This is a genomic window from Stenotrophomonas sp. STEN240 (assembly GCF_056756175.1).
In genome coordinates this window covers 1-14,646 of record NZ_JBRRBO010000008.1, presented here as the reverse complement: position 1 = coordinate 14,646, position 14,646 = coordinate 1, and the positions used below count along the sequence as shown (strand labels likewise).

Genomic DNA, 14,646 nt, shown 5'->3' with positions numbered 1-14,646 from the left:
TTTTTGAGCATCCGGCGATGGCCGGGGACGCCGACGAGCCGCTAACATGGCCGCCCCGGGGGCGGTGGCCGCGCACTGTGCCGGATTCGTAGGGAGCGGGGCTTCTGGCCCTGACCAACTTCCAACGAAATCAATCCCTTATATCGCCCCCCGAGTGTAGCAGAATAAATAGGCCGATGACTGATTCCGACAAGCCCCAAGCAGCGCCTGCCGCCAAGAGCAGCGTACGCATGATCAAAGTGCCCGAAGACCGGGCAGGACAACGGCTGGACAACTTTTTGTTGGGCCAGCTCAAGGGCGCGCCACGCAGCCTGGTGTACAAGTTGGTCCGCAGTGGCCAGGTCCGTGTGAATGGCGGCCGTGCCAAGGCCGACCGCAAGCTGGACGGTGGTGAAGAGATCCGTATTCCGCCAGTCAATCTCAATGAGATCGGAGACAAGGCGCCGCCGCCTAGCAGTTTCCTGCAGCGTATGGAAGAGGCCATCGTCTTCGAGGACGCCAAGCTGTTGGTGATCAACAAGCCGACCGGCGTCGCCAGCCATGGCGGCAGCGGTATCAGCCACGGTGCGATTGAAACCATGCGCGCGCTGCGGCCGAACATGAACCTGGAGCTGGTACATCGGCTGGACCGGGACACCTCCGGTCTGCTGATCCTCGCCAAGAAGCGTTCGGCGCTGGTCGAGCTGCAGGCCTTGCTGCGTGAAGATCACGGCGGCATCCAGAAGCGTTACCTGACCCTGCTGGCCGGGCGCATGCCCGACGGCGTGATGAGTGTGGACGCACCGCTGCATGTTGGCCTGCGTCAGGGCGGCGAGCGCCATGTGCAGGTGAATGCGATAGGCAAGCCGTCGCTGAGTCATTTCAAAGTGCTGGAGCGCCGCGGCGGCCAGTCCTACTGCGAAGTCCGGATCGAAACCGGCCGCACCCATCAGATCCGCGTGCATGCCCAGCATATCGGTCATCCGGTGGCCGGTGACGACAAGTACGGCGATCCTGCAGTCAACAAGCGCTTTCGTGAGCAGATCGGGCTGAAACGCCTGTTCCTGCACGCGGCCTCGCTGGAGTTCGCGCTGGATGGTGGCAAGACACCTTATGTATTGAATGCACCGCTGCCACCGGATCTGGTGGATGCGATGAACAAGCTTTGAGGATTTGAAGCCGGGATTGGGGGATCGTCAGCCTGACGGTTCCCCATTGCCGGACCTCGGTGTCTTTGTGGGAGCGGCGTGAGCCGCGAAGCCGGCCTTGCCCGAAGATCCAAAGACCTAAGTCATCTGATGATGTGGCTGCTTCGCGGCTGACGCCGCTCCCACAAAAAAATCTGATTCCAGAGTCTCTACCACTTGAACAGCACCAGGCTCACCGCAATGCTGGCCATGCCGATCACCAGCCCGTAAACGGTCTCATGGCCTTGGGCGTAGCGCTTGGCCGCTGGCAATAGTTCGTCCAGGGCCAGGAACACCATGATGCCGGCGATCAGGCCGAACACCGCGCCGAAGGTGGCCGGGGACAGGGCGTCCGCCAGCAGGAAGTAGCCGATGGCGGCGCCGACCGGCTCGGCCAAGCCGGACAGCAGGCTGGCGCCGAAGGCATAGGATTTTCGCCCTGTGGCCAGATACACCGGCACCGCGATGGCGATGCCTTCGGGGATGTTGTGGATGGCGATGGCAAACGCCAGCGGCAGACCGACCGAGGGGCTTTCCAGGGTGGCAAAGAAGGTCGCCAGGCCCTCCGGGAAATTATGCGCGGTGATGGCAATGGCGCTGAGCAGGCCGACCCGGCGGATCTGGGTGTGGCTGTGGTCGTGGAAGGCCGGGTCCTGTTTGTCCAGGCTGTCGTGCGGGTTGGGCACCAGATGGTCGATCACCACCACCAGCAGCACGCCGCCCAGGAACCACAGGGTGCCGTAGGTATAGCCGAGGCGGTCGCCATAGGCCTGGGCGAAGGAGCTGATCGACTTGTTCAGGATCTCCGACAGCGAGACGTAGACCATCGCGCCGCCGGCAAAGGCCAGCCCGAACGCCAGCAGGCGCGGGTTCGGGCGTTTGGAGAACAACACCAGCAGGCTGCCGACGGCCGTGGCCAGGCCGGCAGCGAAGGTCAGGGTGAACGCCAGCCAGAGGTTGTCACTGGAAAAAGCGTGCATGCGCGGGGGCCGATGCCGGCTCAGCCGCCTCGGCGTGCGCGCTCTTCAATGGCAAAACATTCATTTGGTTTGGGGTCGGGCGGGTTGAAGCTGACCGGCACCTGGATGGTGGTGGGCACCGGCTGGCCGTTGCGGGTAGCCGGGTTGAACTTCCATTCGCGCACGCGACGTGCGGCGGAATCGTCCAGCTGGCTGTTGCCGCTGCTGGTCACCAGCGAGACATCGGTGGGCGTGCCCTGCGGGCCAACCACCACGCGCAGCACGCTCTTGCCGCCGACGCCGGTGCAGGCCAGTTCGGCCGGGTAGTCCGGCGGCGGGGTCTGCACGGCGGCCACTTCGGTGGGGGCGATGACCGGCGCGTCCGGCTGATCGGCGCCGTTGCAGGCGCTCAACACGGCGGTGGTGCCCAGTGCGGCCAACAGCAGAGGCAGTTTCATGTCATTGCTCCGTTAGTGCGGATGCCTTGGCGGCACAGATGAAGTCGTTTTCGCTCAGGCCGCCCACATCATGGGTGGAAAAGCGCACGACGGCACGGTCGTAGTGCACGCCCAGGTCAGGGTGGTGGTCTTCGCGATGGGCGATCCAGGCCAGCGCGTTCACGAACGCCATGGTGCCGTGGTAGTTGTCAAAGCGGAATGTACGCGTGAGCGCCTGCCCATTTTCGGCCAGCTCCCAGCCTGGAATCTGCGGCAGCAACTCGGCCAGCCGCGCTTGGCTGAGGCGGTATTCGCTGCCCCGGCGTGGGCTGCAACGCGCTTGTTGCAGGGGAATCAGATCAGGGGCCATGCAAACCTCCATCAAACAGGTGACTGAACCGTGCCGCCGTTGGAATCACTGTCCCATCGGTGGCGACCAAGACACGGCTAGAATACCCGCATGATCCAGATCTCAGATACCGCCCAACGTCATTTCCGCAAGTTGATCGAACGCGAGGCCGTGCCCGGTATGGGCGTGCGCCTGAGCGCGATGGACCCGGGAACCCCGAGCGCCGATGCGCGCCTTGAATTTGCCGACCCCTCCGAGCTGCTGGGCGACGAATGGGCCGTGGATTGCGATGGCTTCACCTTGTATGTGGCCGCTACCAGTGTGGCGTGGCTGGACGGTGCCGAGATCGACTATGTCACCCAGGCTGCCGGTACCCAGCAGCTGACCATCAAGGCACCCAAGATCAAGGGCGAAGCGCCCGGTGACGCAGCGTCCATCGTCGAGCGTGTGCGTTGGGTGATTGAAAACGAAATCAATCCGCAGCTGGCTTCGCACGGTGGCCGTGTCGCGGTGCAGGAAGTGTCGGCTGATGGCGTGGTATTGCTGCGTTTCGGCGGTGGCTGCCATGGCTGTGGCATGGCCGATGTGACCTTGAAGCAGGGGATCGAAAAAACCTTGATGGGCCGGGTGCCGGGCATTACCGCCGTGCGTGACGCCACCGACCACGAAACCGGTCAGGCGCCCTATATTCCGCGCGACGGCGCGGGCTGAGCCGCCACCACGCATGCCGGTGACATCGGTTACCGAGCTGATCAATCTGCTGGCCTCACGCCGGCAGACCAGCATCCTGCACGACCGCCGCACCGGCATGCCGTACAGCTGGAGCAACTGGCTGCGCACGCGCATGTCCAAAGGCTTGTCGGCATTTGTCGATGGCGATGTGGGCGAAGCAATTGCAGCGCGCCCGCCGCGTCCACGTAGCGCGCCTGCAGCCGCGCGGCCGCTGTGGTGGATCATCGTGTCGCTGTTCTGGAACGGTGGCGAGCCGCCGCCGCGCGATCAGCGTGGCCTGCGTTGGTTCGCCGGTTTCTTCAGCGCTGCCCTGCATGTGCTGTTCGCACTGCTGTTGCTGTGGGTCGCGCTGGTGCGCAGCAATGTGCCTGAGCAGAACGCCGAAGAAGGCGAGCGCGTGCAGGTCGAGTTCCTTGGCGACGGTACCGCGCAGGACGAAGGCGGTGGATCACCCGCTGCCGGCTCTGCGGCCGCCGCTGCAGTCGCGGCGCAGGCTGCCGCCGCAGCGCAGTCGGCAGCGGCGTCGTCCGCAGCAGCGGCGCAGGCCGCCCCGGCTGAACAGCCTGTTGAACAGCAGGCAGCGCCTGCCGCCTCCGCCGATGTTGCCGCCGCGCCAACGCCGGTGGAGTCACCGAGCCCACAACCCGCACCGCCGGTCGAGCAGCCCTTGCAGGTGACCGAGACCAACCGGCCGACCACCGATTTCGTGGTGCCGCCGGTAGCGGTGGTGGCGCCGACACTGCGTGGCAGAGAAACCCAGGTGCGTGAGCGTACGATTGAAACGGCGGTTGATCGTCCGCAGCCGACACAGGCGGCGCGTCCCGCTGCCGAGGTTGCCGTGCAACTGCGCCAACCCCAGGTGCAGGTGCGCGAGCGTCAGGTCGAAACTGCCGAGCAGCAGCCGGCCGCGCTTGCGCAGCCGCGTGTACGTGAGGCGCAGGTGCAACTGCGCACGCCGCAGCTGGCTGTTCGCGAACGCCAGATCGAAACCGCAGCACAGGAGTCGGTAGCGATGGCGGCGTTGCCCAGCCGTAGCACCGAGGTGCAGGTGAAGACACCGGCCATGGCGGTGCGTGAGCGTGCGGTGCCGGGCGTGGTGGACAAGCCGGCGGCATCGGCAAACGCGGCTGCGGCGGCCAGTGCACAGGCACCTGCGAACAAGGCGCAGGGCAGCGCATCTGCAACTGCCGCAGCCAGTCCATCGGCCAGTACAGGGCGGGCTGCAGCCGCTACTCCCAATCCGCGTCCTGGAACCAGCGCCGGCGCCGGCCCCAAACCGCAGGATCGCAGTGGCGGCTGGGCAGCGCCGACGCGTGGTGATGATTGGGGCGCATCACAGCGGCAGGTGGCCGGCAGTGCGGGTGGGCAGGCTGACAAGGGAACCGGCCTGTTCAACGCCGATGGCAGCGTACGGCTGGGCGGCAACGAAGGTCAGGCGCAGGACGCCGCCAAGCGCGGTGCGCCCGGCGGTGATGCCGATACCTGGAGCAAGGAGCGCATCGCCGAGTCCGGCACCTGGCTCAAGCGGCCGCCGTATGACTACACGCCGACCTCGTTCGACAAATACTGGGCGCCCAACGAATCGTTGCTGGCCGAATGGGTGCGCAAGGGCATCAAGAGCGTGGAGATTCCCATCCCCGGCTCAAGCAGCAAGATTTCCTGCGTGGTGTCGATGCTGCAATTCGGCGGCGGCTGCGGCCTGACCAACCCGAACATGCAGGAGCAGCCGGCAGAGGCGCGGCCGCCGCCGGATATCCCGTTCAAGAAAGAGCTGCAGGAAGACAACGGCAGCCGTTGATGGGTCTGCAGTGCGCGGTTGTTGCGTTGCCTTTTGTAGGAGCGGCGTAAGCCGCGAAGCACATGCCGGATCAGATGCCACATATGCTTGAGTTTCGGCAATATCAGCTTCGCGGCTAACGCCGCTCCTACAAATAGGGCTGACGCATCGCGTGGTAGCTGATCAATCAAAACAAAGCCGCCCAAGGGCGGCTTTGTTGGTTCAAGTGTGCTGCTGCAACAGTTGCGGTCAGTCGACGCCGTGCAGGTCGCGCAACTGGCTGGGACGCGAACCGAAGTAGGCGGCCAGGTCTGCGATGTCCTGGTCGCTGAGGCTCTGCGCCTGCGGGGTCATCAGCATGTGGTCGCGGGTGCTGGCGCGGTAGGCCTGCAGCGCGTGGGCAAGGTAGTCGCCGTATTGGCCGCCGAGCTTGGGATAGGTCGGGTCGATCGGGTTGTTGCCGTCGGCGCCGTGGCAGTCGATGCAGCTTTGCCCGGTCGCTTTGCCCTTGGCAGCGGCCAACTGCTCGCCGGCAGCAACACGACCCGCCGGCAGGCCGGCGGACGAGCTGGATCCGTGTTCACCGCTGGCGTGGCCCGGGTCGGCCGCAGACTTGTCGCTGGACTCCACCTCCGACTGTGTACAGGCAGCCAGACCCATGGCGGCGACCAGGGCGATGGACAAACGCAGTGCGTGCGTGGCTTTCGTCATGGTCGGCGCTTATTTGAGGGTGGACAGATAGGCGGAGAGATCAGCGATGTCCTGCGGGCTGAAACTCATCGATTGCGCCTGCATCGTTGGATGCTTGCGCTTGCCTTCGCGGTACTCGGTCAGCGCCTGGGTCAGGTACTGGGCCGACTGCCCGCCGATCTTCGGCACGCGGTAGCTGGGGTAGGCGTTCTTGTAGCCGGTGATGCCGTGGCAGCCCTGGCAGGTATATGCCAGGGTCCGACCGGTAGTGGCATTGCCGCTGCTGGGGGTTGCCGGTGCGGCAACGGGGGCAGGGGCGGGGGCGACGGCGGGTGTAGCAGACTGCGGATCAGCTTGGGCGGCCCCGAAGGTCAGGGCAAAAGCCAGAGCGAAACAAGCGGCGAGCGGCTGCGGGCGCATGGTTTCCTTATCCGGTGAGCGGGTCTGGGGTTCCGCCGTGGGATACGGAACGCGCCGAGTATAGCCCGCGTATTTACCCGTTCGGAACAGGCAACTGGATGCTGCAATGCGATAACCGAGGTCAAACAGGTGGTACCCATGACTTTCGGGGCATGGTGTGGGCGTGGGGTGGTGCAATACTTTGCTACAACACCTGCCTACGCATCCCCAGGGACAAGACGATGTCGCGACTTTTCACTCTGCACGCCCGCACCGGAAGCTGCGCTGCTGCACTTCTGATCACCACCTCGTTGTTGCTGGGAGGCTGCAAGGCCGGAGGCGAGGAGGCCAAGGCAAAGACCCCGGATGAGCAGAAGGCCAGCGACGCGGTGCCGGTGGAAGTGGCCAAGGCCGAGCGCCGAGGTATCGCCGCCAGTTACGCAGGCACTGCCGCATTGGAACCCCGTGCCGAGTCGCAGGTGGTCGCCAAGACCTCGGGTGTGGCGCTGGCCGTGCTGGTCGAGGAAGGCCAGATGGTACGCGCCGGGCAGCCGCTGGTGCGCCTGGACCCGGACCGCGCGCGGTTGAGCGTCGCGCAGAGCGAGGCGCAGATGCGCAAGCTGGAAAATAGCTACCACCGTGCCGAGAAGCTGGTGCAGCAGCAGCTGGTCAGCGCTGCCGATGTGGATCAGCTGCGCTACGACCTGGAAAACGCGCGGGCGATGTACCGGATGGCGACGCTGGAGTTGTCCTACACCACGGTGGTCGCCCCGATCTCCGGTGTGATCGCTTCGCGTGACATCAAGCCGGGCAACTTCGTGCAGATCAACTCGCCGATCATCCGCATCGTCGACAGCGGCCAGCTCGAGGCCACGCTCAATGTGCCCGAGCGCGAAATCGCCAAGCTCAAGCCGGGCCAGGCGGTGTCGCTGCAGGTCGATGCATTGCCGGGCAAACCCTTCACCGGCACCGTGGACCGTGTTGCCCCGGTGGTGGACAACGGCACCGGCACCTTCCGCGTGGTGACCACCTTTACCGGCGAAGACGCACTGCAGGCCGGCATGTTCGGCCGCCTGAGCATCAACTACGACCAGCGCGCCGATGCGCTGGTGGTGCCGCGTACCGCACTGTTGGAAGACGGCGGCAAGCCGGCGGTATACGTGGTCCGCGATGGCAAGGCGATGCGCACCGAGCTGGCACTGGGTTACGACGATGCCGGTTGGATCGAAGTGCGCAATGGCCTGCAGCAGGGCGATGAAGTGGTCATCGCCGGCAAGGCTGCACTGCGCGAAGGCAGTGCCGTGCAGGTGATTGGCAAGGACAAGGACAAGACGGTGGCAGCCAAGGCGCCGGCAGCTGCACAGGCGTCCAAACAATGAGTGACCACGGACCGTCGGCTTCCGGCGGTGGCTTCGACCTGATCGAATTCGCCACCCGCCGCCGCGTCACCATCGCGATGATGACGCTGACCCTGGTGTTGTTCGGCCTGATCTCGCTGTCGAGCTTGAAGGTCGAACTGCTGCCGGACCTGAGTTATCCCACCCTGACCGTGCGTACCGATTACGAAGGTGCGGCGCCGGCCGAGGTGGAAACCCTGATTTCGCAACCGGCCGAAGAAGCGCTGGGCATCGTCAAGGGCCTGCGCAAGCTGAAATCGATTTCCCGTACCGGCCAGAGCGACGTGGTGCTGGAGTTCGCCTGGGGCACGGACATGCAGCAGGCCGGGCTGGACGTGCGCGACAAGATGGAGACGCTGCAGTTGCCGCTGGAGGCCAAGCCGCCGGTGCTGCTGCGCTTCAATCCGTCGACCCAGCCGATCATGCGGCTGGCGCTGTCGTCCAAGCAGGAGGCCGGCAACGAGGCCGACGCGGTACGGCGCCTGATGGAGCTGCGCCGTTATGCGGACGAAGACCTCAAGCGCAAGCTTGAGCCGGTTACCGGCGTGGCTGCGGTCAAGGTCGGCGGTGGCCTGGAAGATGAAATCCAGGTCGATATCGACCAGCGCAAGCTGGCCGCGCTCGGTCTGTCGCTGGACACGGTGATCCAGCGTCTGCAGCAGGAGAACGTGAATCTGTCCGGCGGTCGTCTGGAAGAAGGTTCGCAGCGTTACCTGGTACGTACCGTCAACCAGTTCGCCACCGTTGAACAGATGCGCGAGATGCTGCTGACCACGGTCAGCGGCTCCAGTACTGCCAGCTCGGCCGGTGAAAACCGTCAGCTGATGTCGGCCATCCTTGGCAGCAGCGATCCGAACGTGATCGCGGCAATGCGCAGCGATGGCAGCAGCAGCGCGCCCAGCGTGCGCCTGAAAGACGTGGCCGAGGTCCGCCAGGGCTACAAGGAACGCGAGGCGGTGATCCGTGCTGGCGGCCATGAAGCGGTCGAGCTCGCCGTCTACAAGGAAGGCGATGCCAATACCGTTTCCACCGCCGATGCGCTGGAAGCCAAGCTCGAAACGATCCGCAAGGAAATGCCCAAGGACATCGAGATGACGATGGTGGAAGACCAGTCGGTCTTCATCCGCCACGCCATCAAGGACGTCAAGATCGATGCGGTGATCGGCGGCCTGCTGTCGGTGCTGATCATCTTCCTGTTCCTGCGCGATGGCTGGAGCACCTTCGTGATCTCGCTGTCGCTGCCGATCTCGATCATCGCCACGTTCTTCTTCATGGGCCAGCTCGGCTTGAGCTTGAACGTGATGTCGCTGGGCGGCCTGGCTTTGGCCACCGGCCTGGTGGTGGATGACTCGATCGTGGTGCTGGAGTCCATCGCCAAAGCGCGTGAGCGCGGCATGGGCATTCTGGAAGCGGCGATCAAGGGCACCCGCGAAGTGTTCATGGCGGTGGTTGCCTCCACGCTGACGACCATCGCGGTGTTCCTGCCGCTGGTGTTCGTCGAAGGCATCGCCGGCCAGCTGTTCCGTGACCAGGCACTGACGGTGTCGATCGCCATCGCCGTGTCGTTGGTGGTGTCGATGACCTTGATCCCGATGCTGAGCGCCTTGAAAGGACGCCCGCCGTTGGAGTTCCCGGCAGAAGACCCGCGCGAGCCGTGGCGTCCGCAGAGCCGTTGGAAGAAGCCGGCGGCCTACGCAGGCCGTGGCATTGGCGCGATGTTCCGCTACGGCTTCTATTTCCTGGCCTGGAGCGTGGTGCGGATCTTCCGTGGCATAGCTGCGGTGGTTGGCCCGGTGATGCGCAAGGCCAGCGACCTGGCGATGGCACCGTATGGCCGCGCGGAAGCCGGCTATCTGCGCGCGCTGCCGGCAGCATTGAAGCGCCCGTGGCCAATTCTGGGTTTCGCGACCCTGGCCTTTGGCCTGACCTTGGCGGCGCTGCCGTTGCTGGGTGTGGACCTGCTGCCGCAGCTGGCCCAGGACCGCTTTGAAATGACCGCCAAGTTGCCGCCGGGTACGCCGCTGGCGCAGACCGATGCGCTGGTGCGCGAAGTGCAGCGCAAGCACGCAGATGAAGAAGGCGTGCGCCTGCTGTACGGCGTGTCCGGTACCGGTACGCGGCTGGATGCCAGCCCGACCGAGAGCGGTGAGAACATCGGCAAGCTGTCGGTGGTGATGAGCGACACCAAGCGCGAGCCGGAACTGACCGAGAAGCTGCGCGAGACCATGAAGGCCTGGCCGTCGGCGCAGGTGGACTTCGCCCGCCCGGAACTGTTCGCGCTGTCGCCGCCGCTGGAAATTGAAATCGAGGGCAACAACCTCGACGACATCCGCGTGGCCGGCAATCGCCTGGCCGGCATGCTGCGCGAAAGTCCGCACTATGCCGACGTCAAGTCGACGGTGGAGCAGGGCTTCCCGGAAATCCAGGTGGTGTTCGACCAGGACCGCGCTGCGGCGCTGGGCCTGACCACGCGGCAGATCGCCGATGCGGTGGTCAACAAGGTCAAGGGTAATGTGGCCACCCGCTACAGCTTCCGTGATCGCAAGATTGACGTGCTGGTGCGGGTGCAGGAATCGGAGCGTTCTTCGGTGGACGATATCCGCCGCCTGATCGTCAACCCGACCGGTGCCAAGGCGATCGAGCTGGCTTCGGTGGCCGATGTCATCGCCACCACCGGCCCGAGCGAAATCCACCGCGCCGATCAGCGCCGTGTGGCGATTGTTTCGGCCAACCTGCGCGACATCGACCTGGGCAAGGCCATCACCGAAGTGCAGGACATGGTTGCCAAGAACCCGTTGGGCACCGACGTGGGCATGCATATCGGTGGCCAGGGCCAGGAGCTGGGTGAATCTATCCGCTCGCTGCTGTTCGCCTTTGCGCTGGCGGTGTTCCTGGTCTACCTGGTGATGGCATCGCAGTTCGAATCGCTGCTGCATCCCTTCGTCATCCTGTTCACCATCCCGCTGGCGTTGGTTGGCGCAGTGGCGGCCCTGCTGCTGGCACGATCGCCGGTATCGGTGGTGGTGTTCATCGGTTTGATTCTCTTGGTCGGCCTGGTGGTGAAGAACGCCATCATCCTGATCGACAAGGTCAACCAGCTGCGCGAGGAAGGTGTGCCCAAGCGTGAGGCGTTGGTGGAGGGCGCGCGTTCGCGTCTGCGTCCAATCATGATGACCACCTTGTGCGCGGTGTTCGGCTTCCTGCCGCTGGCCCTGGCCTTCGGCGAAGGTGCCGAGGTGCGCTCGCCGATGGCGATCACCGTGATCGGTGGCCTGCTGGTCTCGACCATGCTGACCCTGCTGGTGATCCCGGTGGTATACGACCTGCTGGACCGCAAGCCGGATGAGTACTACGCCGAGCGTGGCCGTCGTGCGCGCCAGGCGATGGCCCAGGCCGAGCAGGTGCTGAGCCATGAGCAGGACCCCATCGGCGGCATCAAGGACTGATCGGATGAATATCACCGAACTCTCCATCCGCCGCCCCGTCACCACCATCATGCTGTTCGTGTCGATGGTGGTGATCGGCCTGATTGCCGCGTTCAAACTACCGCTGGAGTCGGAACCGGAAGCCTCGATCCCGTTCTTCTTCATCGCCCTGCCATACCCGGGCTCCACTCCGGAAGAAGTGGAACGCAACCTGTTGCGACCGGTGGAAGAAGCCATCGCGACGATGCCCGGCATCAAGACGATGAACTCGCGCGCCAACGCCGAGGGCGGCCAGATCCAGGTCGAATTCAGCGATTGGAACCGTGACATCGCGATGGCCGCATCCGAAGCGCGTGAGCGCATCGATGCGGTGCGCGATGAATTGCCGGACGACTTCCGCCGCTATTACGTGCAGCGCTGGAGCACCAGCGACCAGGAAGCGATCAGCCTGCGCTTGAACAGTGCCGAGGACCTCACCGCGCGCGCTGACATGATCGAGCGCGCCATCAAGCAGCGGCTGGAACGGCTGCCGGGTGTGGCCCGGGTGGAAGTGGAGGGCGTAGCCAAGCAGGAAGTGCTGATTGCCCTGGACAAGGATCGCATCAGCGCGCACGGGGTTGCGCTGAATGATCTTGTGCAGAAGCTGCAGGCGGCCAACTTCGCCGTGTCAGCCGGGCAGATCACCGAGGATGGGCGGCGCCTGCGTGTGCAGCCCAAGGGCGAGCTGCTGGAGGTGCAGGAGCTGCGTGACCTGCCGGTCAACAACCGCGGCACCCGCCTGTCCGATATTGCCGAGGTCAGCCTGCAGCCGCAGCGCATGAGCTATGTGCGGCGCATGGAAGGCAAACCCAGCGTGGGCGTGGACATCTACAAGGAGCGCTCGGCGAACCTGGTGGACCTGTCGCGCGCTGTGACCAAGGAAGTCGCGTTGCTGGGCGAGGATCCGGCCCTGCGCGGTGTCGACATTGAAATTGCATGGGATTCCGGCAAGGCAGTCACCAGTTCGCTGCTGGCCCTGGCCGAGGCCGGCGCGATTGGTCTGTTGTTGTCGGTGATCGTGCTGTACGCCTTCCTGCGCCATTGGCCATCAACGCTGATGGTGTCGATGGCAATCCCGATCTGCTTCATCATGACCTTGGGCTTCATGTACTTCACCGGCATCAGCCTGAACATCATCTCGATGATGGGTTTGCTGCTGGCGGTAGGCATGCTGGTCGACAACGCCGTGGTGGTGGTGGAAAGCATCTACCAGGAGCGCGAGAAATACCCTGGCAAACCGGAGATGGCATCCATCATCGGTACCCGCCATGTGGCGATCGCTTTGTCGGCCGGTACCTTGTGCCACTGCGTGGTGTTCCTGCCGATGATGTTCGGCGAGAAGAACATCATCACCATCTACCTGACCCAGCTGGCGCTGACCATTTCGTTCTCGTTGCTGGCCTCGTGGCTGGTGGCAGTGAGCTTGATTCCGATGCTGTCGGCGCGGATGAAAACCCCGCCGGCATTGAAGTCGCCTTTCATCAGCCGCCTGCAGGCGCGCTATGCGCGGGTATTGCGCTGGACCTTGCAGAATCGTGGCTGGAGCGTGGCAGGCATCGTGTTGGTGTCGGTGCTCAGCGTGTGGCCGATGACCCATACCACCGGCGGTGGTGATGACAACGATCCGGATGAGATCAACATCTTCTACCAGTGGAAGGGTTCCTATTCCAAGGAAGAGATGGGCAAGGAAGTGCAGCGTGTCGAGGCCTTCGTCAACGCCAACCGCGAGCAGTTCAAGATCAAACGCGTCTACAGCCGCTTCGCCGAGCAGGGTTGGGCACAGACGCGCCTGTACCTGAGCGTAGACGACCGCGAGCAGAGCAAGAAGATTGAGGAGGAAGTGCGCAAGGGGCTGCCGCAGTCGGCGCGCGCCAAGATCGGTATTGGTTGGCCCGGTGGCATGGGCAGTGAAGGGGGAGGGCTGCGTTTCAGCCTGGTCGGTGATTCAAGCCAGACCCTGCGCGAGCTCGCAGACGACGTCGTGCCGATCCTGGCGCGCAACCCCAAGCTGCGCGATGTACGCGTGGACGTAGGCGATGCCAATGCCGAGCTTGCGGTGCGGGTCAACCGTGAGCGTGCTGCGTCCTATGGCTTCAGTGCCCAGCAGGTGGCGCAGTTCGTGGGCATGGCACTGCGTGGTTCGTCGCTGCGTGACTTCCACCGAGATGACGTCGAGATTCCGGTCAACGTGCGCTTCTCGGGCTCGGAGAACTACAGCATCGAGGATTTGTCCTCGTTCATGGTGCGCAGCTCCAATGGCAAGGAGATCCCGCTGCTGGCGATGGTCGATGTCAACGTCAATCCGGCGGCCAACTCCATCCAACGCCTGAACCGGCAGACCATGCTGCGCATCGAGGCCGGCCTGGCCAAGGACGTGCCGATGGACCAGGCACGCAAATCCGTCGAAGAGACCCTGGACCGCGTGCAGTTCCCGCCGGGCTATGGCTATACGTTCAACGGTGCCGGTTTCAACATCAACTTCGACGGCATGGATCAGATGGTGAGTGCGATCTTCATCGCATTGATCCTGATGGTGGTGATCATGGCCGCGGTGTTTGAGTCGTTGTTGTTCCCGGCGGCGATCATGTCCTGCGTGTTGTTCTCGATCTATGGCGTGTACTGGCTGTTCTGGCTGACCGGTACCGAGATGAACATCATGGCGGTGATCGGCATCCTGGTGCTGATGGGCGTGGTGGTGAACAACGGCATCGTGATGATCGAGCACATCAACAACCTGCGGCGGCGCGGGGTATCGCGCACGGAGGCGTTGATCGAAGGCAGCCGCGAGCGTCTGCGCCCGATCATGATGACGATGGGTACGGCGATCCTGGCGATGGTGCCGATTGCCTTGAACACGACCACGGCCGATGGCATGCCGCCGTACTACCCGATGGCACGCGCAATTGCTGGTGGTCTGGCGTTCTCGACGGTGGTCAGCCTGCTGTTCCTGCCGACCATCTACGCACTGCTGGATGATCTGCGCACCGGTACCGCGCGGTTGACGCGGCGTGCACGCGGCTTGCCGCCGGTGGAGCAGGGGGTTGCTGCGGAAGGCTGATTGTTAGGCTGATGCAGCTGCTGTAGCGGGCATTAACCGCAGAAGCAAAAGCTCCCCTCACCCCTACCCCTCTCCCGCATGCGGGAGAGGGGACAGCCGAAGCAAAGGCCGAAGCAAAGGCCGAAGCAAAGGCCGAAGCAAAGGCCGAAGCAAAGGCCGAAGCAAAGGCCGAAGCAAAGGCCGAAGCAAAGGCCGAAGCAAAGGCCGAAGCAAAGGCC

General features: G+C 64.2%; 11 protein-coding genes. 6 read left to right on the top strand and 5 right to left on the bottom strand.

What is annotated here, in order from left to right; genetic code table 11:
- The first annotated feature begins 176 nt into the window (after positions 1 to 176).
- The gene (locus ACVOKO_RS05280; RefSeq protein ID WP_346497918.1) at positions 177 to 1,148 is read left to right on the top strand and encodes an RluA family pseudouridine synthase; all 972 of its coding nucleotides are present in this window, start codon (positions 177 to 179) and stop codon (positions 1,146 to 1,148) included.
- Between the two features lie 188 nt (positions 1,149 to 1,336).
- Here ACVOKO_RS05280 and zupT read toward each other — a convergent pair whose 3' ends face one another.
- The 3 genes from zupT to ACVOKO_RS05265 are packed head-to-tail and all read right to left on the bottom strand — an operon-like array spanning position 1,337 to position 2,932.
- The gene (gene zupT, locus ACVOKO_RS05275; protein WP_346497917.1) at positions 1,337 to 2,146 is read right to left on the bottom strand and encodes a zinc transporter ZupT; all 810 of its coding nucleotides are present in this window, start codon (positions 2,144 to 2,146) and stop codon (positions 1,337 to 1,339) included.
- 20 nt (positions 2,147 to 2,166) lie between these two features.
- Positions 2,167 to 2,583: an energy transducer TonB gene (locus ACVOKO_RS05270; protein WP_346497916.1), complete on the bottom strand. Its 417-nt coding sequence runs from the start codon at positions 2,581 to 2,583 to the stop codon at positions 2,167 to 2,169.
- A gap of 1 nt (position 2,584) precedes the next feature.
- Entirely contained in the window at positions 2,585 to 2,932 is a 348-nt protein-coding gene (locus tag ACVOKO_RS05265) for a 4a-hydroxytetrahydrobiopterin dehydratase (protein ID WP_057628282.1), read from the bottom strand.
- Positions 2,933 to 3,022: 90 nt separating this feature from the next.
- Between ACVOKO_RS05265 and ACVOKO_RS05260 the strand changes: the two genes are divergently transcribed.
- Together ACVOKO_RS05260 and ACVOKO_RS05255 are read left to right on the top strand one after the other, a co-directional pair.
- Positions 3,023 to 3,622: an NfuA family Fe-S biogenesis protein gene (locus ACVOKO_RS05260; RefSeq protein WP_057628224.1), complete on the top strand. Its 600-nt coding sequence runs from the start codon at positions 3,023 to 3,025 to the stop codon at positions 3,620 to 3,622.
- A 13-nt stretch (positions 3,623 to 3,635) separates the two neighbouring features.
- Positions 3,636 to 5,441: a hypothetical protein gene (locus tag ACVOKO_RS05255; protein ID WP_346497915.1), complete on the top strand. Its 1,806-nt coding sequence runs from the start codon at positions 3,636 to 3,638 to the stop codon at positions 5,439 to 5,441.
- A 228-nt stretch (positions 5,442 to 5,669) separates the two neighbouring features.
- Here the strand turns inward: ACVOKO_RS05255 and ACVOKO_RS05250 are convergent, their stop codons facing one another.
- Both ACVOKO_RS05250 and ACVOKO_RS05245 read right to left on the bottom strand, forming a co-directional pair.
- Positions 5,670 to 6,131, bottom strand: a complete 462-nt coding sequence (locus ACVOKO_RS05250) for a c-type cytochrome (protein WP_346497914.1) — start codon at positions 6,129 to 6,131, stop codon at positions 5,670 to 5,672.
- Between the two features lie 9 nt (positions 6,132 to 6,140).
- Positions 6,141 to 6,530, bottom strand: coding sequence for a c-type cytochrome (locus ACVOKO_RS05245; protein WP_346497913.1), 390 nt, complete (start codon positions 6,528 to 6,530; stop codon positions 6,141 to 6,143).
- 221 nt (positions 6,531 to 6,751) lie between these two features.
- Between ACVOKO_RS05245 and ACVOKO_RS05240 the strand changes: the two genes are divergently transcribed.
- From ACVOKO_RS05240 to ACVOKO_RS05230, 3 genes are read left to right on the top strand one after another with little or no spacing between them, the layout of a single operon-like run.
- Positions 6,752 to 7,888, top strand: a complete 1,137-nt coding sequence (locus tag ACVOKO_RS05240; protein ID WP_346497912.1) for an efflux RND transporter periplasmic adaptor subunit — start codon at positions 6,752 to 6,754, stop codon at positions 7,886 to 7,888.
- Positions 7,885 to 11,352 carry an efflux RND transporter permease subunit gene (locus tag ACVOKO_RS05235; RefSeq protein ID WP_346497911.1) on the top strand — a complete coding sequence of 1,156 codons (3,468 nt, stop codon included), beginning with the start codon at positions 7,885 to 7,887 and terminating at the stop codon, positions 11,350 to 11,352. The genes ACVOKO_RS05240 and ACVOKO_RS05235 overlap by 4 nt, the downstream gene beginning before the upstream one ends.
- A 4-nt stretch (positions 11,353 to 11,356) precedes the next feature.
- Positions 11,357 to 14,428: an efflux RND transporter permease subunit gene (locus ACVOKO_RS05230; protein WP_346497910.1), complete on the top strand. Its 3,072-nt coding sequence runs from the start codon at positions 11,357 to 11,359 to the stop codon at positions 14,426 to 14,428.
- Positions 14,429 to 14,646: the final 218 nt, after the last annotated feature.